Source organism: Methylocystis sp. Sn-Cys, from assembly GCF_016745395.1.
Lineage (GTDB): Bacteria > Pseudomonadota > Alphaproteobacteria > Rhizobiales > Beijerinckiaceae > Methylocystis > Methylocystis iwaonis.
This window is the reverse complement of record NZ_JAERVJ010000003.1, coordinates 162,655-180,728: the sequence shown is the minus strand read 5'-3', so window position 1 is coordinate 180,728 and position 18,074 is coordinate 162,655. Positions and strand designations below refer to the sequence as shown.

16 protein-coding genes are annotated in these 18,074 nt (G+C 65.2%); 7 read left to right on the top strand and 9 right to left on the bottom strand.

Features of this window, described 5'->3' with window-relative positions; translation table 11 throughout:
- Positions 1-12: 12 nt before the first annotated feature.
- The 6 genes from JJT62_RS07975 (at position 13) to JJT62_RS07950 (ending at position 8,357) form a co-directional block, all read left to right on the top strand.
- Complete coding sequence (locus JJT62_RS07975) at positions 13-3,135, top strand: efflux RND transporter permease subunit (RefSeq protein ID WP_202072187.1); 3,123 nt, start codon at positions 13-15, stop codon at positions 3,133-3,135.
- Positions 3,132-3,746, top strand: a complete 615-nt coding sequence (locus tag JJT62_RS07970) for a TetR/AcrR family transcriptional regulator (RefSeq protein ID WP_202072186.1) — start codon at positions 3,132-3,134, stop codon at positions 3,744-3,746. Before JJT62_RS07975 ends, JJT62_RS07970 begins: the two co-directional genes overlap by 4 nt.
- A gap of 103 nt (positions 3,747-3,849) precedes the next feature.
- Positions 3,850-4,674 carry a carbon-nitrogen hydrolase family protein gene (locus JJT62_RS07965; RefSeq protein ID WP_202072185.1) on the top strand — a complete coding sequence of 275 codons (825 nt, stop codon included), beginning with the start codon at positions 3,850-3,852 and terminating at the stop codon, positions 4,672-4,674.
- Positions 4,675-4,893: 219 nt separating this feature from the next.
- Positions 4,894-5,229, top strand: coding sequence for an integration host factor subunit alpha (locus JJT62_RS07960; RefSeq protein ID WP_202072184.1), 336 nt, complete (start codon positions 4,894-4,896; stop codon positions 5,227-5,229).
- Between the two features lie 90 nt (positions 5,230-5,319).
- Positions 5,320-7,413, top strand: coding sequence for an ABC transporter ATP-binding protein/permease (locus tag JJT62_RS07955; protein ID WP_202072183.1), 2,094 nt, complete (start codon positions 5,320-5,322; stop codon positions 7,411-7,413).
- A gap of 221 nt (positions 7,414-7,634) precedes the next feature.
- The gene (locus JJT62_RS07950; protein WP_202072182.1) at positions 7,635-8,357 is read left to right on the top strand and encodes an RlmE family RNA methyltransferase; all 723 of its coding nucleotides are present in this window, start codon (positions 7,635-7,637) and stop codon (positions 8,355-8,357) included.
- A 210-nt stretch (positions 8,358-8,567) separates the two neighbouring features.
- Here the strand turns inward: JJT62_RS07950 and JJT62_RS07945 are convergent, their stop codons facing one another.
- The 8 genes from JJT62_RS07945 to JJT62_RS07910 all read right to left on the bottom strand — a co-directional run bounded on the left by JJT62_RS07945 (position 8,568) and on the right by JJT62_RS07910 (position 16,569).
- Positions 8,568-9,980 (bottom strand): DHA2 family efflux MFS transporter permease subunit, encoded by a 1,413-nt coding sequence (locus tag JJT62_RS07945; protein ID WP_202072181.1) that lies wholly within the window; start codon positions 9,978-9,980, stop codon positions 8,568-8,570.
- 103 nt (positions 9,981-10,083) lie between these two features.
- Complete coding sequence (gene radC / locus JJT62_RS07940; protein WP_202072180.1) at positions 10,084-10,815, bottom strand: DNA repair protein RadC; 732 nt, start codon at positions 10,813-10,815, stop codon at positions 10,084-10,086.
- On the bottom strand, positions 10,812-11,651 hold the full coding sequence (map, locus tag JJT62_RS07935) for a type I methionyl aminopeptidase (RefSeq protein WP_202072179.1): 840 nt from the start codon (positions 11,649-11,651) through the stop codon (positions 10,812-10,814). The genes radC and map overlap by 4 nt, the downstream gene beginning before the upstream one ends.
- Before the next feature lie 303 nt (positions 11,652-11,954).
- On the bottom strand, positions 11,955-13,196 hold the full coding sequence (gene hpnE / locus JJT62_RS07930) for a hydroxysqualene dehydroxylase HpnE (RefSeq protein ID WP_202072178.1): 1,242 nt from the start codon (positions 13,194-13,196) through the stop codon (positions 11,955-11,957).
- Positions 13,193-14,059 (bottom strand): presqualene diphosphate synthase HpnD, encoded by an 867-nt coding sequence (gene hpnD, locus JJT62_RS07925; RefSeq protein WP_202072177.1) that lies wholly within the window; start codon positions 14,057-14,059, stop codon positions 13,193-13,195. Before hpnD ends, hpnE begins: the two co-directional genes overlap by 4 nt.
- Positions 14,056-14,934 (bottom strand): squalene synthase HpnC, encoded by an 879-nt coding sequence (gene hpnC, locus JJT62_RS07920; RefSeq protein ID WP_202072176.1) that lies wholly within the window; start codon positions 14,932-14,934, stop codon positions 14,056-14,058. The genes hpnD and hpnC overlap by 4 nt, the downstream gene beginning before the upstream one ends.
- Positions 14,935-14,946: 12 nt before the next feature.
- Positions 14,947-16,104 carry a glycosyltransferase gene (locus JJT62_RS07915; protein WP_202072175.1) on the bottom strand — a complete coding sequence of 386 codons (1,158 nt, stop codon included), beginning with the start codon at positions 16,102-16,104 and terminating at the stop codon, positions 14,947-14,949.
- 252 nt (positions 16,105-16,356) lie between these two features.
- Positions 16,357-16,569 (bottom strand): ChaB family protein, encoded by a 213-nt coding sequence (locus JJT62_RS07910; RefSeq protein WP_202072174.1) that lies wholly within the window; start codon positions 16,567-16,569, stop codon positions 16,357-16,359.
- Positions 16,570-16,666: 97 nt separating this feature from the next.
- On the opposite strand from JJT62_RS07910, the gene JJT62_RS07905 reads away from it, so the two are divergent.
- A complete protein-coding gene (locus JJT62_RS07905) occupies positions 16,667-17,158 on the top strand; it encodes a hypothetical protein (RefSeq protein WP_202072173.1) in 492 nt (163 codons plus the stop codon).
- A gap of 222 nt (positions 17,159-17,380) precedes the next feature.
- On the opposite strand, the gene pyrF is transcribed toward JJT62_RS07905, so the two are convergent.
- Positions 17,381-18,073, bottom strand: coding sequence for an orotidine-5'-phosphate decarboxylase (gene pyrF, locus JJT62_RS07900; protein ID WP_202072172.1), 693 nt, complete (start codon positions 18,071-18,073; stop codon positions 17,381-17,383).
- Position 18,074 lies beyond the last annotated feature (1 nt).

The following is an 18,074-nucleotide window of genomic DNA, read 5'->3' as shown; positions in this document are numbered from 1 at the left end:
GAGACCGGCGCCATGGGCTTCAACCTGTCGAAATGGGCGGTCTCGCGGCCGGCCCTCATGCTCTTCCTGATGCTGGCGATCGCCGTCGCAGGGGGCTACTCCTATTTGCGTCTCGGACGCGCGGAGGATCCGTCCTTCACGATCAAGGTGGCGAATGTCACTGCGCTGTGGCCGGGAGCGACGGCGAGCGAGATGCGCGACCAGGTTGCGGATCTATGCGAAAAGAAGCTTCAGACGCTGCCCTATCTCGAGAAGATAGACACTTACACGAAGCCGGGCTTCCTGGCGATGCAGGTGACCTTCAAGGATAATACGCCGCCGAAGGAGATTCCCCAGCTCTTCTATCAGCTCCGCAAGAAGCTCAACGACATCAAAGGCGATTTGCCGGCAGGGGTGCAAGGGCCGCTGGTCAACGACGAATATGGCGATGTCGACGCCGTGCTCTACGCCGTCACCGGCGACGGCGCCGATTATAATATGCTGGACAAGGTCGTCGAAGCGCTGCGCCAGCGGCTCATCGAGACGCCGGACGTCGTGAAGGTCGATGTCTATGGCGAGCAGCTACGGCGCATTTTCGTTGAGTTCAACGAAGCGAAAATCGCCAATCTCGGCGTCGAGCCGCAGGCCATTTTCGACTCGCTCGCTAAGCAGAACGCCGTGAACGACGCCGGCGTCTTCGAGACCTCCTCCAATCGTGTCCGCATCCAGGTCACGGAAGAGTTGAAAGGCTCCGACGCGATCGCCGCCATTCCCGTTCCGGCGAATGGCAAAGTGATCCGGCTGGGCGACATCGCCAATGTCTATGCGGGCTTCGAGGACCCGCCGTCATTTCTTGCGCGCTACAAGGGCCAGCCGGCGCTCGTCGTCGGCGCCGTCATGGCGAAGGGCGGGAATGTCTTCAAATTCGGCAAGGCTGTGACGGCCGCCGTCGACGAGATTCGCGCGAAGCTGCCGATCGGGATCGACATAGACCAGATCGCGGATCAGCCGAAGGTCGTCGAGGACGCGGTTGGCGAATTCACCCGATCCTTCCTCGAAGCGCTCGTCATCGTTCTTGGCGTCAGCTTCGTTTCGCTGGGCTTTCGCACGGGCATCGTTGTCGCGCTCTCGGTGCCGCTGGTGCTCGCCTTCGTGTTCATCTTCATGAATCTGATCGGCGTCGATCTTCAGCGCATCTCTCTCGGCGCGCTCATCATCGCGCTCGGCCTTCTCGTCGACGACGCCATCATCGCGGTCGAGATGATGATGGTGAAAATGGAGCAAGGCTACAGCCGCATCAAGGCCGCGACCTTTGCCTGGGAGTCGACCGCCTTTCCCATGCTGAGCGGCACGCTCATCACCGCAGCGGGATTTCTGCCTGTGGGCTTCGCCAATTCCGCGGTCGGCGAATATACGGGCTCCATGTTCTGGGTGCTGCTCATCGCCCTTCTCGCGTCCTGGGTCGTCGCGGTCATGTTCACGCCCTTTCTCGGCGTGAAGCTCCTGCCCGATTTCGGCAAGGGGCATGCCGCGCATGATCCGGACGAGATCTATCGCACGCCGTTCTACAAACGTCTGCGGGCGCTCGTCACTTGGGCGGTGGACCACCGGCTTCTCGTGATCGCCTCGACGGCGGGCGTCTTCGCTCTGGCGATTCTCGGCATGATCGTCGTGCAGAAGCAGTTCTTTCCCTATGCCGAGCGGCTGGAGCTCTTCTTCCAACTGCGGCTGCCGGAGGGCTCCTCGATCAGCGCGTCTTCGGAAGCGGCGCGGCAAGCCGAGGCGCTCATCAAGGACGATCCCGACGCGGCCTTCTACACGAGCTATATCGGCCAAGGACCGCCGCGCTTCTGGCTCGGCCTCAATCCGCAACTGCCGAACGAAGCCTATTCCGAGATTGTCATCGTCGCGAAGGACATTGCGGCGCGCGAACGGTTGAAGAAAAAGATCGAGGCGGCGATCGCCAATGGCGCCGTGCCGCAAGCGCGCGCCCGCGTCGAACGCTTCAGCTACGGCCCGCCGACAGGCTTCCCCGTGCAGTTCCGCATCATCGGCGACGATCCCGAAAAAGTGCGCGCCATCGCCTATCAGGTGCGCGACGTGATGGCGACGGACGAGGGCGTCGACGATCCGCATCTCTCGTGGAACGAGCAGACGCCGAGCGTGCGGCTCGTCATCGATCAGGATCGCGCCCGCCTTCTCGGCGTAACGCCGCAGGACGTCTCCAATCGCCTGCGCATGGTGATCTCGGGCGTCACCGTCACGACGCTGCGTGACGGCATCGACCAGATCGACGTCGTGGCGCGCGCCGAGCCCGGCGAGCGCGGCGACCTTGCGCGGCTCGGCGACATGGTCGTCTATTCGCGCGACGGCAAGCCGGTGACGGTCTCGCAGGTCGCCAAGATCGTCTATGAGCACGAGGAGCCGATTTTCTGGCGGCGCAACCGCAACATGAACATAACGGTCCGCTCGGGCGTCAAGGACGGCGTGCAGGCGCCCGACGTCTCGACGCGCCTTTGGCCGAAGCTCGCCGAAATCCGCGATCAGTTGCCGCAAGGCTATCGGATGGAGATGGGCGGAGCCATCGAGGAATCGGCCAAAGGCAACACCTCGATCTTCGCGGTCTTCCCCATCGTCGGCCTCGCCATGCTGACCATCGTGATGTTCCAGCTCCAGGACTTCACGCGCGTCGCGCTTGTCATGATGAGCGCGCCGCTCGGCCTTATCGGCGCCTCGCTCGCGTTGAATCTGGCGCATGCGCCCTTCGGCTTCGTGGCGCTTCTCGGCCTTATCGCGCTTTCAGGGATGGACATGCGCAATTCGATCATCCTCGTCGACCAGGTGCGGCAGGACCTCGAAAGCGGCGCCAATTATCGCGAGGCGATCATCGGCGCGACGGTGCGGCGCGTGCGTCCGGTGGCGCTGACCGCGCTTGCCGCGATTCTCGCCATGATCCCGCTGTCGCATTCGGCCTTTTGGGGGCCGATGGCGCTGACCATCATGGGCGGCCTGTTCGTCGCGACCTTCCTCACCGTGCTGTTCCTGCCGGCGCTCTATGCGATCTGGTTCCGCAAGCATCTCGACGAGGGCGCCAAGCTCGCGGCGCCGGATGAAGCGGCCCTCCCCGCCGGATTCATCGGCGAGGCGGCGGAATGAGCGCAGTCGAAGACGCCCCCAACGCACGCGAGAACGAGCAGCGCGCGCGGATCGTCGCGACAGCCGAGCGTCTCTTTCGCGAGATCGGCTTTCAGAAGACGACCGTGGCCGATATTGCGCGCGAGCTGCGCATGTCGCCGGCGAATGTCTATCGCTTCTTCGGCTCCAAGTCGGAGATCCATATGGCCGTCGCCCGCCAGTTGATGGGGGAAGTGGAGGCGGCCGCCGAGCGCCTCGCCTCTGGGCCGGGCCCCGCCGCCGAGCGGCTGCGGACGCTGGTGCTGGCGAGCGAAGCCATGAACGCCGAACGCTATTTGGCCGATCGCAAGCTGCACGAGATGGTCGAGGCGGCGCTGAATGAACATTGGCCCTTGATCGACGACCATATCGACCGGTTGGACGCGATCTATGAGCGGATCATCGCCTCGGGCATGGAAAGTGGCGAATTCGCCAAGGGCGACGCCAAGCTCGCCAGCAAGCTCGTTCGCACCGCCTGCGTGCGTTTTTGCCACCCCCACCTGATGGTCGAATTCGCACACCGCCCGCATCCAACGAGCGCGGAAATGGTCGATTTCTGCCTCACGGCCTTACGCGCGGGCGTGGGCTCCTGACCGCGAGGATTTAGCCTATACGCCGCCCGCGGCGCCTGTATAGAATGTCTTATTCGGGTAGAGACGCGCCGCCGCGCGGCTTCAGGAAAACAGCAGAGCGGTAATGAAAGTCACACTGGTTCAGATGAATTCGATTGGCGACAAGGCAGCCAATCTCGCCGCCGCCCGCGCCCTCATCGAGCGGGCCGTCTCCCAGGAAAAGCCGGATTGGATTTGCCTGCCCGAGGTTTTCGACTTCATCGGCGGCTCGCGCGTCGAGAAAATGGCCGCGGCCGAGGAGTTGCCCGGCGGCCCCGCCTATGAGATGTGCCGCGCTCTGGCGCGCGAGCATAAGGTTTTCATCCACGCCGGCTCGATCCTCGAGCGGATTGCGGGCGAAGAGCGGCTCCACAACACCAGCGTCGCCTTCGACCGCGACGGCAAGGAAGTCGCGCGCTACCGCAAAATCCATATGTTCGACATCACCGCGCCGGACGGCGCGAAATATCACGAGAGCGCCGCCTTCAAGCCGGGCGACGAGGTCGTGACCTATGACTGCGAAGGCGTCACGGTCGGCTGCGCGATCTGCTACGATCTGCGCTTCCCCTATCTGTTCCAGGCGCTCGCCGAAAAGGGCGCCGACCTCATCGCGCTGCCGTCGGCGTTCACCCTCGTCACCGGCAAGGACCATTGGGAAGTGCTCTGCCGCGCCCGCGCCATCGAAACGCAGACCTATTTCTGCGCGCCGGGGCAGACCGGCGCCCATAAGGCCGGCCATGAAACGCGCTTCACCTATGGCAATTCGCTGATCGCCGACCCGTGGGGCCATGTCGTGGCCAAGGCGTCGGACGGTCCGGGCCTCGTCTCCACCCACGTCGACGTGGATCGCATCCGCAAGGTCCGGGCGATGATTCCCGTCGCGCAGCATAGGGTGAAGCTGGCGGTTTAGCCGAATCGGATGAGGTTGTGCGGCGCCGTGGCCCCATAAATGTGGCGAAGCGGCGCCACGGCCTTGCATCCCTCTGATTTTTGATTACTATATGGCCTCGTAAGCTGTTCTGCTTGCGAAAATAATCAGTTTCGTCGCGTTGGCCTGAAATTAGAGGAATAGCGTGTCTACGCCGATCCGAAATGATGTGACCGACGCTCGCTTTCGTGTTCGTCCCGCATGGTAAGAAAAATCGACCCAGGCAACACGTTGACGCGCGCCTCTTTGCGGGAGGCCGTCTATAGCTGCTGCCCCACACTCTCCCGTGCGGAAGCGCGCAAGATTCTCGACGCCACATTCGAGGAGATCGGCGAGGCTTTGCTGCGCGGCGAGCCGGTCAAACTGCGTTCATTCGGCACCTTCAACGTGCGCTCCAAGCGGGAGCGCGTGGGCCGTAATCCAAAAACCGGCGTCGAGGCCACAATTACGCCGCGCCGCGTGCTCACTTTCAAAGCGTCTCCCGTGCTTGTCGCGCATGTGAACGGCGACGCCATCATTCCCATAGAGGAAGATTGAGAAGTCGCGCCGGCCGTGCATAGGTGAGGGGAGCGTTATTGCGTCCGCGCCTGTGCGCGCTGACGCCGCCATTCCTTCAAAGGGCCAAAGATGCGAAAACTGAGCGCGGCCGTCGCCGCCTTCGCCGTTCTTGCCGCGCTGGTCGGCGCGCATAGGGCGGACGCCGATCTCTTCATCCTCGCCGTCGCCGCCGGACTCTGCGCCGTCACTACTTGGCGTGGGGCCGAGATGTCGACCTTCATGAAGATTTTCGCCGCGATCTTCTCGACCGAAACAATCGTCTTCGGCCTCACGAAGCTTCTCCAGTCAGAGGAGCTGTGGCCTCAGGCGCTCGCGGATTTCGCGCCGCCCGAGAGCATGGCGGTCACCGTCGCGGTATTCTCGATCCTCGTCTACGCCGTCTCCCGCATCGCTGTCGTCCAGGAGATGACGCGCATCGCGGATCTTTATTTCGACGCGCCCGATCGCGGAGAAGCCCGCGTCTGGCCCTTCCCGCGCTTTACGGCCGGAGAGGCCGCGATCGCGACGGCGATGATCGTCGTTCTCGTGCTGATCAATCAGGGGCAGGTCGGCATCTCCGTGCGCCTCTCCTTCTTCAACCGCGACTGGTTCAACGCCATCCAGGAGAAGAACTCGGCGGAGTTCTGGCGCCAGCTTCTCTTCGTCTTCACGCCATGGGCATTCTTTTACGTCGCCATCGCCGTGATCGAATATGTGCTGAAGTCCATGCTGGTCATTCGCTGGCGCCGCTGGCTCACCGAGCATTACATCGAGCGCTGGCTCAGCTCGCATACGCATTACGGCATGGCGCTGGCGGGCGGCGACGCCGACAACCCGGATCAGCGCATCGCCGAGGACGTGAATCGCTTCATCGACGGCGGCGAGGAAGGCTACGGCATCTATTCCTATTCGATCCTGCTCATCTCGACGATGAGCTCGCTCGTCTCCTTCGCCTTCGTCCTATGGGGGCTTTCGGGCGCCTATCCGCTGCCCGGCACGGATATTCACATTCCCGGCTTCTTGTTCTGGGTTGCGCTCGCCTATGCCTCTCTGGGCACGTTGGTGACGCATCTCATCGGCCGGTCGCTGACGGGGCTCTTCTTCGAGCAGCAACGGCGCGAGGCCGACTTCCGCTTCTCGCTCGCGCGCCTGCGCGAATATAGCGAGCAAGTCGCGCTTCTCTCGGGCGAGCACGCCGAGCAGGGCTCGCTGGTGCAGCGCTTCCGCGGAATCGTGTTCAACTATCTGGGGATCGTGCGCAAGCGCAAGCAACTGGTGAGCTTCACCGCTTCCTATGGCCAGCTCTCGCCGATCATTCCCTATGTGATCACCGCGCCCTTCTATTTCGCGGGGAAGATCCAGCTCGGCGTGATGACGCAAACGGCCAGCGCCTTCGGGCGGGTGGAAGGCGCGCTGACCTTCTTCATCACTTATTACACCTCGCTCGCGCAGTACAAATCCGTGCTGGATCGTCTCGCCTCTTTCGACGCCGCGATCGATTCCGCCGAGGCCAACCGCGCCCATGTCGTTTCCCGCGCGCCCTCCGATCGGCTGGCGCTCGACGACCTCACTTTGTCGCTGCCGGACGGTCGCCGCATCGTCCATATCGACGCGCTCGTCTTCGAGCCGCGTCAGGCGGCGCTGCTCACCGGTCCGTCAGGCTCGGGCAAATCGACGCTGTTCCGCGCCATCGCCGGCATCTGGCCGCATGCCGCGGGCTCGGTCGTCGTGCCGCAGGGCGCGCGGGTGATGCTCGCGCCGCAGCGCCCCTATATCCCGATGGGCACGCTGGCCCAGGCGGTCGTCTATCCGGCGGACATCGAGGATTATGCGCGCGCCGACATCGAAGAGGCGCTCCGCGCCGCGCGGCTGGCGCCCTTCGTCGAGCGGCTGGACGAAAGCAATAATTGGGGCCAGCGCCTTTCCGGCGGCGAGCAGCAGCGCGTCGCCATCGCCCGCGCCCTTCTCGCCAAGCCCGATTGGCTGTTCCTCGACGAGGCCACCTCGGCGCTCGACGAGAAGCTGGAGGGCGAGATCTACCGCATGCTGCGCGAGCGCCTGCCGCAGACGACGATCGTCTCGATCGGCCACCGCTCGACGCTGCTCGATTACCACGACCGGCAAATCGAGATGGAAGCCGGCGCCGACGGCCTCTTCGCGCCACGCGACAAAGTGCTGGCGTAACAGGCCAGAGGGCGACCGGCCCGCCGTCATTGCGAGGAGCGTAGCGACGAAGCAATCCAGAGCAGCTATAGCGGCCCTGGATTGCTTCGCTTCGCTCGCAATGACGATATTCCCCACAGGCTGAAGGTCTGATCTGGATTCCAGCGCAAAACCCGCAAGACTGTGCTACTGGCCTCTGGTTCCCGGTCGCGCGCCGGGAATGACATGCGGAGCGAATGGACATGGCCGAAGGCAAGGGATCGGGGCGCGAGGGCGGACGCTCGCTGAAGACGCGGGTGAAGACCGCGCGCAAGCGCTCGCTCTCCTCCACCCTCTGGCTGGAGCGCCAGCTCAACGACCCCTATGTCGCGCGCGCCAAGCGCGAAGGCTATCGCTCGCGCGCCGCCTATAAGCTCATCGAGATGGACGACCGCTACCATCTCCTCAAGCCCGGCGCGCGCATCGTCGATCTCGGCGCCGCGCCGGGCGGCTGGTCGCAGATCGCCGCCGACCGCGTAAAGGCCAAGGACGGCCGCGGCAAAGTCGTCGGCGTCGATCTCCTCGACATGGAGCCAATCCCCGGCGTGCAATTCGCCGTCAAGGACTTCAACGACGAAGACGCGCCGGATTTCATCAAGGAAATGCTCGGCGGCGAGGCCGACGGCGTGATGTCCGACATGGCCGCCAACGCCACAGGCCATAAGCAGACCGACCATCTTCGCATCGTCGCGCTGGCCGAGCTCGCCGCTGACTTCGCCATGGACGTGCTGGCGCCGGGCGGTTTCTTTGTCGCCAAGGTGCTGCAGGGCGGCACCGAGGGGCAATTGCTCACGCGCCTGAAGCGCGATTTTGCCGCCGTGCGCCATGTGAAGCCCGCCGCGAGCCGGGCGGATTCAGCGGAGCTTTACGTGCTGGCCACGGGGTTCAGGGGCAAGCGCGCAGAGCCCGAAGATATGCGCGCCTGAAGGCGCGCGCAGACTGCTGACAAAGTGGCGGTGACGCCCCTCGTGCTTCGAGACGCCTGCTGCGCAGGCTCCTCAGCATGAGGGGCTTCTGCATCTGGGTCAAACACTTAGGCCTCATCCTGAGGAGCGAGCGAAGCTCGCGTCTCGAAGGACGAGGCCGCCTCGGAGGTTTGTCAACAAACTGAGCGCGCCGCTTTGGACCGCGCGCCTTCAGGCGCGCAAAGCCTTCCGCCCCGTCAGCTCGTCGCCCGCATTCGGCGCAAGGCGCACAAAATTCACGATCGACACCGCCGAGATCGACGCCACCACAAAAAACGCCGGCGGGAAATCCAGCGCCATCAACGTCCCGCCGCCGTGCAGCGCCCGCGCCATCTCCAGCGCCGCCGCGCCGATGGCGACGCCGGTCGAGAGCGACAATTGCTGCCCGACCGCCGCAAAGCTTGTCGCATTGCTCATCGATTCCTGCGGAATGTCGGCGTAGCAAATCGCGTTCAGCGCTGTGAATTCCAGCGAGCGGAAGAAGCCGCCGATAAGCAGCATGGCCATGATCAACCAATGCGGCGTCGCCTGTGTGAAAGAGCCGTTGGCGGCGAGGAAGCCCGCGCAGATCAGCGCATTCACGATCAGCACGCGGCGGAAGCCGAAGCGCTTCAGGATCGGTTGCGCCGTCGTCTTCATGACCATGGCGCCGGCGGCGGCGACGAAGGTCAGCAGGCCCGATTCATAGGCGCTGAGTTCGAAGCCAACTTGCAGCAGCAGCGGCAACAAAAAGGGAACGGCGCCGAGCCCAACGCGAAACAAAAATCCACCATAGATCGACGCCCGAAAGGTCGGGATGCGCAGCAGCGCAAGATCGATGATCGGATGTTCCGCGCGTTGCGCGTGAATAAAATAGGCGTAGAGCGCCGCGGCGCCGACGGCGACGATCGCCGCAACCACGAGAGGCGGCGCGAAGCCGCGGCCGAGAATCGTGAAGCCGAAGACGATGAAGGAGAGGCCCACGCCCGACAACGCGGCGCCGGTCACGTCGAGCGGCCGCACATTCTCTTCGTAGAGATCGGGAATGAAACGCGTCGTCAGCGCGGCGCCGATGAGGCCGATCGGCACATTGATCCAGAAGATATAGCGCCAGTGAAAATAGGTGGAGAGGAAGCCGCCGAGCGGCGGGCCGATCAGCGGGCCGACAAGGGCCGGAATGGTCAGATAGGCCATGGCGCGCACGATCTCTTGACGCGGCGCCGTGCGCAGCAAAACCAGCCGCCCCACCGGCACCATCATGGCGCCGCCCAACCCCTGCACCACGCGCGACGCGACGATCGCCGCGAGTGAATCAGAGAAGCCACAGAGGATGGAGCCAAGCGTGAACACGCCGATCGCCGCGCGAAACACGCGCCGCGCGCCGAATTTATCCGCCGCCCAGCCGGAGAGCGGGATGAAGACCGCAAGCGACAGGAGATAGGCGGTGAGCGCGAGTTTCAGCGCCACCGGGTCTTCGCGCAAATCCGCCGCCATCGCCGGCAGAGCAGTGGCGAGCACCGTGCCGTCGAGTTGCTCCATGAAGAGCGCAGTGGCGATGATGAGCGGGGTGATGACGAAGGCGGGCAAACGGTCGAACTCCGTCATTGCGAGCGAAGCGAAGCAATCCAGGGCGTCATTACGGCTCTGGATTGCTTCGTCGCTACGCTCCTCGCAATGACGGCAGGACTTTTCAAGATGGCGAGGATTGTCAAATCAGCTTCAGCCCCCTGAAGCTGGTCTGCCCATTGCGTCCAACGATCAAATGATCATGCACGGCGATGCCGAACGGCTGTGCGATGACCACAATGTCCTTGGTCATGCGAATATCCGCCGTCGAGGGCGTAGGATCACCGGAGGGGTGGTTGTGCGCGAGGATCAGAGCGCTTGCGCCAAGCTCCAGCGCGCGGCGCACCACTTCGCGCGGATAGACGGGCGTGTGGTCCACCGTGCCGACGCCCTGCACTTCATCGGCGATGAGCGCGTTGCGCTTGTCGAGGAAGAGGATGCGAAATTCCTCGCGCTCGGCATAGGCCATGGCGGTGCGGCAATAATCCGTCACGGCAGAGAAGGAGGAGAGCACCGTGCGCTTTTCCAGCGCGCCCCGTGCGAGGCGCCGCGCCGCGGCCTCGGTGATCTTCAATTCGGCGATCGCGCCCTCGGAGAGGCCGTCGATCTCGCGCAGACGTTCGGGCCGCGCCGCGACTGCCTCCGCAAAGGAGCCGAAGCGCTCGATGAGCGCCTTGGCGAGCGGCTTCACGTCGCGTCGCGGGATGGCGCGAAAGAGCAGAAGCTCCATCAGCTCATAATCGGCGAGGGCGGCGTCGCCGCCCTCCATGAAGCGATCTCGCAAGCGTTGGCGATGGCCGTGGAAATGGGGGGCTTGCGCCTCCTCCAGGCCTGCCGTCGCGTTCTTTGCCGCCTTGCCCTTCGGCTGCTTCATGAGGCCGCGCGAGGCGCGGCCGAGGGATTGTCGAGACCTTTGGGGGAGAGCGTGAAAATTTCCGCTCCCGTTTCGGTGACGCCAATCGAATGTTCAAATTGCGCCGAGAGCGAGCGGTCGCGCGTCACCGCCGTCCAGCCGTCTGAAAGAATTTTCACCTGCGGGCGGCCGAGATTGATCATCGGCTCGATAGTGAAGAACATGCCCGGACGCAGCTCAACCCCCTGCCCCGGCTCGCCGTAATGTAGAATATTGGGCTCGTCGTGGAAGACGCGGCCGAGCCCATGGCCGCAGAAGTCGCGCACGACGGAGCAGCGCTCGCTTTCGGCGTATTTCTGGATGGCGGCGCCGATGTCGCCGGTCGTGGCGCCGGGCTTCACCACCGCGATGCCGCGCAGGAGCGACTCATAGGTGACGTCGATCAGCCGCTGCGCCTTGCGGGGGATTTCCCCCACGGCGAACATGCGGCTGGCGTCGCCGTGCCAGCCATCGACGATGAAGGTCAGATCGATATTGACGATGTCGCCCTCGCGCAGCGGCTTGTTGTCCGGCACGCCGTGGCAGACGACATGGTTGATCGACGTGCAGATCGACTTGCGATAACCGCGATAGTCGAGCGGCGCCGGATAGGCGCCGTTGGCGACGGCGAAATCGAAGACGAGGTCGTCGAGATATTGGGTAGTTACGCCCGGCTTCACGTAAGGAACGAGCATATCGAGCCCCTCGGCGGTCAGCCGGCCGGCCTTGCGCATGCCCTCGAAATCTTCCGGCCCATGCAGCTTGATCTGACCGCTCTTGCGGCCGGCGGGGGCGAGATGGGACTCGATGAAGGTCATACGCGCTCGTTTTCGTGTTTTCGGGGGTCGATGGTTATCGACAAGGTAGTGATTTGGGCGCGCAAAGCAAGGACGGCGCGAAAGGCCCCAAGACTGGGTGAATGGCGATCTGGCGTCGTTAGCCCCAATACCTCCCCTTTACGGGGAGGTCGGCGGCCGAAGGCCGCCGGGTGGGGTTCGCGCCGCAACAGCAGTGGTGGGGCTTTACCCCACCCGACCCCGCCATAGCCCGTCTTTTAAGACGGGCGTCTTAAAAGACGCCCTATGGCGGGGCCACCCTCCCCGTAAAGGGGAGGGATACGCTCACGCCCCAGCGAGCGCCGCAGCCTTATACCCCGACCTTATCGTGCCCTCGATCGTCGCCGGCAGCCCCGTCGCGGTCCAATCGCCCGCGAGGAACAGATTACGCCATTGCGTCGCCGTTCCCGGACGGCGCGCCTCCTGCGCGGGCGTTGCGGCGAAGGTCGCGCGCTTTTCCTTCACGATCTGCCAGGGCGGCAGCTCCCCCGGCAGGCTGGACGCGGTCGCGACCTCGGCCCAGATCTTCTCGGCCAAAGCCTCGCGCGGCGCGTCCATCAGCCGGTCGGCGCCGCTGATCGTGACCGAGAGCCGGTCCTCGAAGGCGAAGAGCCATTCGGAGAGCGAGCCCACCATGCCGAGCAGCAAGGGCTGGCCAGGCGGCGGCGCGATCTTGAAATGCACGTTGAGAATCGCGCGGTGATCGTCCGGCGTGACGAGCCCGGGGATCAGCTCCTCAGCAATCCAGGCCGGAACCGCCAGCACAACGCGATCCGCATCGCCGAGCGCAATCTCCTCATCCGCAAAGCGCAGCGCGCGGGCGCGGGCGCCGTCGAAAACGATCTCGCGCAGCCGGGCGCCAAAGCGCGGCTCAACGCCCTGCGACTGCAGCTTGCGCAGCGCCGGCTCGATGAAGGCGTGGCCGAGCCCGCCCTTGGCGACGAGCGGCCGGCAGGCCGCGCCGCCAGCCGCAAGCGTCTCGCGCAGCACGGCGCCGGCGAGCGTGGCGGCGGCTTCGCTGGGCTCGATATTGAGCGCCGAGAGCATCACCGGACGCCAAAGCTTCTCCCAAAGCAGGCCCTCGCAACGCATGGTCGCGCCGATGGTCGCGCCCTCTTTGGCGAAGAGCAGCTTGCCGGCGTCGAGATAATCCAGCGGTCCCGTGCCCGGCACGCGGCGGTCGGCGAAGAACACCCACCAGGGGAGCTTCGAGTCATTGGGGCGCAGCTTCCAGCGCCGGCCCGTCTCAAAATCCATGAAGTCGAATTGGCACTGTTCAGGGCCCACGAGCGCGTCGCTCGCGCCGATGCGCGCGCCATAATCGCGCGCGGCGGTATTGCCCGAGAGCAGCAGATGGTTGCCGTTGTCGATCGTCAGGCCGAGCGTCGCGTCGACATAGGAGCGGCAGCGCCCGCCCGCCATGCGCGCGGCTTCATACAGCCTGACGCTCTTGCCGTCGTCGGCGAGGCGCACGGCGCAGGAGAGGCCGGCGAGCCCCGCGCCGATGATGTGAACCGCGCCGCTCACAGGAAGGCGTGCCGGACCAGAGCGCCGACGAGCTTCAGCTTGGAAACCCGAACGGGCGCGCGCGGCGGCGCGAAGCCGCGCGTGGTGAGGCCGTCGAGGATGGAGCGGTAGCCGGCGGCCATCAAATAAGGCGCCTTCACCGCCGCCTTCGGCAGGCCCGCCATCACCAGGTCCGCCTGCTCGAAATGTTCGCGCGCGCGCTGCATCACGGGCGCGCAGACCTGATCGAGCGCCGGGCTCGCAAGAGCGGCGTGCGGCGCCTGCGTCGTGACGCCGGCGTCGTCCAACGCCTCGCGCGGCAGATAGAGTCGTCCGCGAGCGGCGTCTTCGTCGAGGTCGCGCAGGATATTGGTGAGCTGCAGGGCGCGGCCGAGATGATAGGCGAGGAGCTTGGGGCCGGTGGGCAATTGGGCTTCGTCTTCTTCGACAAGGCCGAAAGCGCGCACCGACAGACGCCCCACGGCGCTCGCGACGCGGTCGCAATAAAGCTCGAGCGTTTCCCAATCGGGCGCGCAAATGTCTTCTTCGACATCCATCGCCATGCCGTCGATGATCGCCTCGAAATCGGCGCGATCGAGCCGGTAGCGGCGGACGGGGTCGGCGAGGAAGGCGCTGCGCGGGCGGATGCGGCCGGCGTAGAGCTCGTCGAGATCGTAGCGCCAGTGATCGAGCGCCTCCCGGCGCGCCTCGCGATCGCCTTCGTCGTCGGCGATGTCATCCACGGCGCGGCAGAAGGCGTAGATGGCGAACATGGCGTCGCGCCGCGCCGGCTCCAGAATGCGCATGGCGAGATAAAAGGAGCTTTTGACCGCGATGGGCTGCGTGTTCAAAGGCGCGATGTCGTTGAAGCTTTCGATGGTCATTGGGGAACATCCGCCGTTTTGCGGCGCGGGCGGGAGATGCGCCGGATCAAGGCGCCGGCTGCGCCCATCGCGCCCGCGAGCGCAAAGCCGAGCTTGCCTTCATGCACCTTCTCGCACAGCGGATCGGCGATCCGCAACCGCAAGACGAGCCGCTCGGCGAGCGTTTGAATCGCGCCGACTTCCATCGCCAGCCGCGTGTCGTCGATCAGATCGGCGAAAATGCGCGACTCGTCGAGCAGCGCGGCGGTTTTCTCGTTGAGGTCGCGGATAGCGGCCAGAAGCGGCGCGGGCGCGCGCGCCTCGTTCAGCATCTCGACCGCCCCGCCATGGGCGGCGAGCGCCTCGGCGGTGATGTAGACGCGGTTCAAATTGCGATAGTCCTTCGCGCAATCCTGCAAATGGTTGATCACCTGCAAGGCGGCGCAAAGCGCGTCATTGGCGGCCCAGACGCGCGCCGGGTCTTCGCCATGCACGTCGCAGACGAAGCGGCCGACCGGCATCGCCGAGTAGCGGCAGTAGTAGATGAGATCGTCCCAATCGCGATAGCGCAGATAAGTGACGTCGCGCTTGAAGGCGACAATGAGATCGCGGGCGTGCTGCGGATCTAGGCGGCGCTCGCGGCATTGCTCACGCAGCCGCGCGGCGACGGGCTCGTCCGGGCCGCTGCCGATGAGGGCGGCGTCGAGCCGGTCGAGCAGGTCGAGCTTCTGTTCGGGCGTCAGCTCGGCATGGTCGGAGATGTCGTCCGCCGCCCGCACGAAATCATAGAAGGCCAGAATCGGCGCGCGATGGCGCGGCGCGATGAGCGCCGAGGCGACGGGAAAATTCTCGTCGCGATGCGTCTTGCCGGAGCTTGTATCGGCAATCTCGATCATAATGCCTCTCGCTCAGGCGGGCGCCTGGAAACGACCTTTCCACTCGCCGCCACGGCCGCGCATGTGCCGCCAGGCCGAAACGGCGGTAAACCACGTATAACACGCCGCGATTAACGGCAAAGCGAAGGCCCTCGCGCGCGACAGGCCGTAGAAGCGCAAGCTCGGCATATAGGCCTGCGCCATGATCATCCAGGCGACGAGCCCGATCTCCCGGGCCGGCGGCGCCCCGAAGATGGCGAAGAGCGGCGGCGCAAGATAGACGACGATCATGCCGAGCAACGCGCCGGCGAGCTTCACGGGCGAATAATCGAGCTGGGCGTAGGCCGAGCGCGTCACCATTTTTTCGATGTCCGCAAGACGCGGATAGGGGCGCAGGCTGTGGACATCGTCGGTGAGGCCGAGCCAGATCGGCCCCTGGCGCTTCATCAGCGCGCCGAGCGCGCAATCGTCGATCAGCGCCTCGCGTATCGCCGGCAGGCCGCCAGCCTCGGCCAAAGCCTCGGGCCGCACCAGCATCACCCCGCCCGCCGCGCCCGCGACCTTGCTCTTGGGGTCGTTCACGGCGCGGAAGGGGTAGAGCATCTGGAAAAAGAAGACGAAGGCCGGGACGAACCATTTCTCCGCCGCGCTCTCGCAGCGCAGCTTCACCATCAGCGAGGACAGCACCGTCCCGCGCGCCGTGGCGCCGGCGACGAGGCGGGAGAGAACCGGCGGCGCGAAGGCGATGTCGGCGTCGCAGAAGAGCACGAAGTCCGGCTGCTTTTCGAGGCCGCGCACATAAGTGACGCCCCGGTGCATGGCGGCGATCTTGCCGGTCCACCCGTCCGAGGGGCCGCCGGACTGCAGCACGGTGAGGCGCTCGGCGGCGCCAAACTCGGCGGCTTTGGCCCGGGCGACGTCGGCCGTGCCGTCCGTGCTGTCGTCGTCGACGAGAACGACCTCGAAACGGCCGGGAAATTCCTGTTGCAGCAGAGAGGCGACGCTGGTCGCGATCACCTCCGCCTCGTCGCGCGCCGGGACGATGGCGACGACATGGGCGCCCTGCGGAACGACCGCGCCTGCGGGCGCGAATCTTCGGTCGTGCTCGGTGAGCCGCCAGAAACCCGAATTGAAAATCAGGAGATAGAGCCAGGCGGCGAGCGCGGCGAGAGCGAGGAGGGTCAAAACCATGGCGCGGCGGTTTCTACCATCGCGGGCGCCGGCTGGCCAGAGCGGCGCTTCAATCCTCCCGTGCAATCCGGCGAAGGCTGGAAGCGAACCAATCCCTCCCCTTTACGGGGAGGGTGGCCCCGCGAAAGCGGGGTCGGGTGGGGTCAGGCCAAACGGAGTCGATGCGGCTTGGACCCCACCCGGCGGCCTTTGGCCGCCGACCTCCCCGTAAAGGGGAGGTATTCAGCGGCTAATGACGAAAGATGCCTGTGTTCAATCCTCCCGCCGCCGCCAGCCTTCCTCCGTCTTCACATAGCTGCGCTTCACCGCCGCCCAGGCGATCCGATGCGCCGCCTCCTCCTGGCGGGGATCGCCTTCATGATCGGCGAAAGCGTGGTTGAAGGCCTCGCGGAAAATATCCTGCGCGTGCAGCGGCAGAAGCCGCTGGAGATTTTCGGGCAGGTCGTCATTCGTCCGATAAGGCAAGCTTTTCTCCGACAGTTGAATTTGTTTTCGCGCGACGCAAAACTAAAAATAGAGGGCTGGCTGAATTTGGCGCGCCAGCGCCAGAGGAGAGGCCGTCTTGTTTTATCTTGCTGCCTTCTTTCTTCTTGCCGCCGGCGCCGCGCATTGGGCGGCGAATCGCGAGGCGCAAAAACACGGCGAGACGGTCCTGGCGCGGCGCTGGGAGACCTCTGTTTTTTATCGCGACGAGGAATTCATCGGCTGGGTGACCAGCGGCTCCGCCTCCGTCGACGGATATAGAAGCGTCCTTGCGCCTTATGATTTGGCGCTGCTCGCCTGTCTCGGCGCGGCGCTGGCGGCGGGATCGCTCGCGGCCGCCGGATCGCTGCAATGCGTCGACGGCGGCCGTTGGGTTCTTTGTGTGGCGCCCGTCGCCTTCAGCGCGGCTGATTTCGTGGAAGACCGCCTGCTGCTCGCCCGCATGGCCGCGCGGTCGGCCTCGCCCGCCGAGGTGCAGAAGCTGCGACGGGCGACGCTCGGGAAATTCCTGGCTTTGGCGGCGGCCGTGAATCAGACGGTCGCCCTCGCCCTCTGGGCGTTTTTCGCCTGAGAGACGGCTCGTTGTCATTCCCGACGCTTGCGAAGCAAGCGATCGGGAATCCAGAGCCACAAAAGCGCTGGTTTTTACTCAGAGCCCGTCATTGCGAGCGAAGCGAAGCAATCCAGGGCAGCGATGCGGCCCCTGGATTGCTTCGTCGGCTCTGCCTCCTCGCAATGACGGCGGTGGTTTCCTGTGTGTCCAAACTGCGCGAGCGTCGGGAATGGCGCCGATTTAGGCGCCCTCGATCTCCGCCACGATGGCCTGCGCCGCCGCGCGCGGGTCGGCTGCGCGGATGATCGGCCGGCCGACGACGAGATGATTGGCGCTCGCGGCGATCGCCTGGGCAGGGGTGGTAATACGCTTTTGATCGCCGACCTCGGCCCCCGCAGGACGCACGCCGGGGGTGACGAGCAGCATATCCGGTCCGACCAGCGGCCGTATCGTCGCAAGCTCCAGGGGCGAGAGGATGAGGCCGTCGATCCCCGCCGCCTTGGCCTGCCCGGCGCGACGCGCGACGAGGTCGGCGACGCCATAGGCGTAGCCCGCCTCTTTCAGATCGGCGTCGTCATAAGAGGTCAGCGCCGTCACGGCGAGGAGCTTCAGCTCGCCCGCCCCGGCGCGCGCCGCCGCCATGGTCTGCGGATAGGCGTGGATGGTGAGGAAATCCACGCCCATGCGCGCGATCTGCCGCGTGGCGCGCTCGACGGTGGCGCTGATGTCGTGGAGCTTGAGGTCGATGAAGACGCGCTTGCCGGCGTCCTTGAGCTCCTGCGCCAGCGCCAGCCCGCCGCCATAGGCGAGCTCCATGCCGATCTTGTAGAAAGAGACGGTCTCGCCCAGCGTCGCGACCAGCGCGCGGGCGTCCGCGACGGTTTCGAAGTCGAGGGCGACGATGAGGCGGTCTCTGGCGGCTTCCTTCGGCACT

Coding starts and splice junctions, on each gene's coding strand:
- hpnC (WP_202072176.1), bottom strand. CDS start 14,934: ATGATCGAGATTGCCGATACAAGCTCCGGCAAGACGCATCGCGACGAG.
- map (WP_202072179.1), bottom strand. CDS start 11,651: ATGACCTTCATCGAGTCCCATCTCGCCCCCGCCGGCCGCAAGAGCGGT.
- JJT62_RS07975 (WP_202072187.1), top strand. CDS start 13: ATGGGCTTCAACCTGTCGAAATGGGCGGTCTCGCGGCCGGCCCTCATG.
- JJT62_RS07960 (WP_202072184.1), top strand. CDS start 4,894: ATGGTAAGAAAAATCGACCCAGGCAACACGTTGACGCGCGCCTCTTTG.
- JJT62_RS07945 (WP_202072181.1), bottom strand. CDS start 9,980: ATGACGGAGTTCGACCGTTTGCCCGCCTTCGTCATCACCCCGCTCATC.
- JJT62_RS07955 (WP_202072183.1), top strand. CDS start 5,320: ATGCGAAAACTGAGCGCGGCCGTCGCCGCCTTCGCCGTTCTTGCCGCG.
- JJT62_RS07965 (WP_202072185.1), top strand. CDS start 3,850: ATGAAAGTCACACTGGTTCAGATGAATTCGATTGGCGACAAGGCAGCC.
- JJT62_RS07950 (WP_202072182.1), top strand. CDS start 7,635: ATGGCCGAAGGCAAGGGATCGGGGCGCGAGGGCGGACGCTCGCTGAAG.
- hpnD (WP_202072177.1), bottom strand. CDS start 14,059: ATGACCATCGAAAGCTTCAACGACATCGCGCCTTTGAACACGCAGCCC.
- JJT62_RS07970 (WP_202072186.1), top strand. CDS start 3,132: ATGAGCGCAGTCGAAGACGCCCCCAACGCACGCGAGAACGAGCAGCGC.
- radC (WP_202072180.1), bottom strand. CDS start 10,815: ATGAAGCAGCCGAAGGGCAAGGCGGCAAAGAACGCGACGGCAGGCCTG.
- JJT62_RS07915 (WP_202072175.1), bottom strand. CDS start 16,104: ATGGTTTTGACCCTCCTCGCTCTCGCCGCGCTCGCCGCCTGGCTCTAT.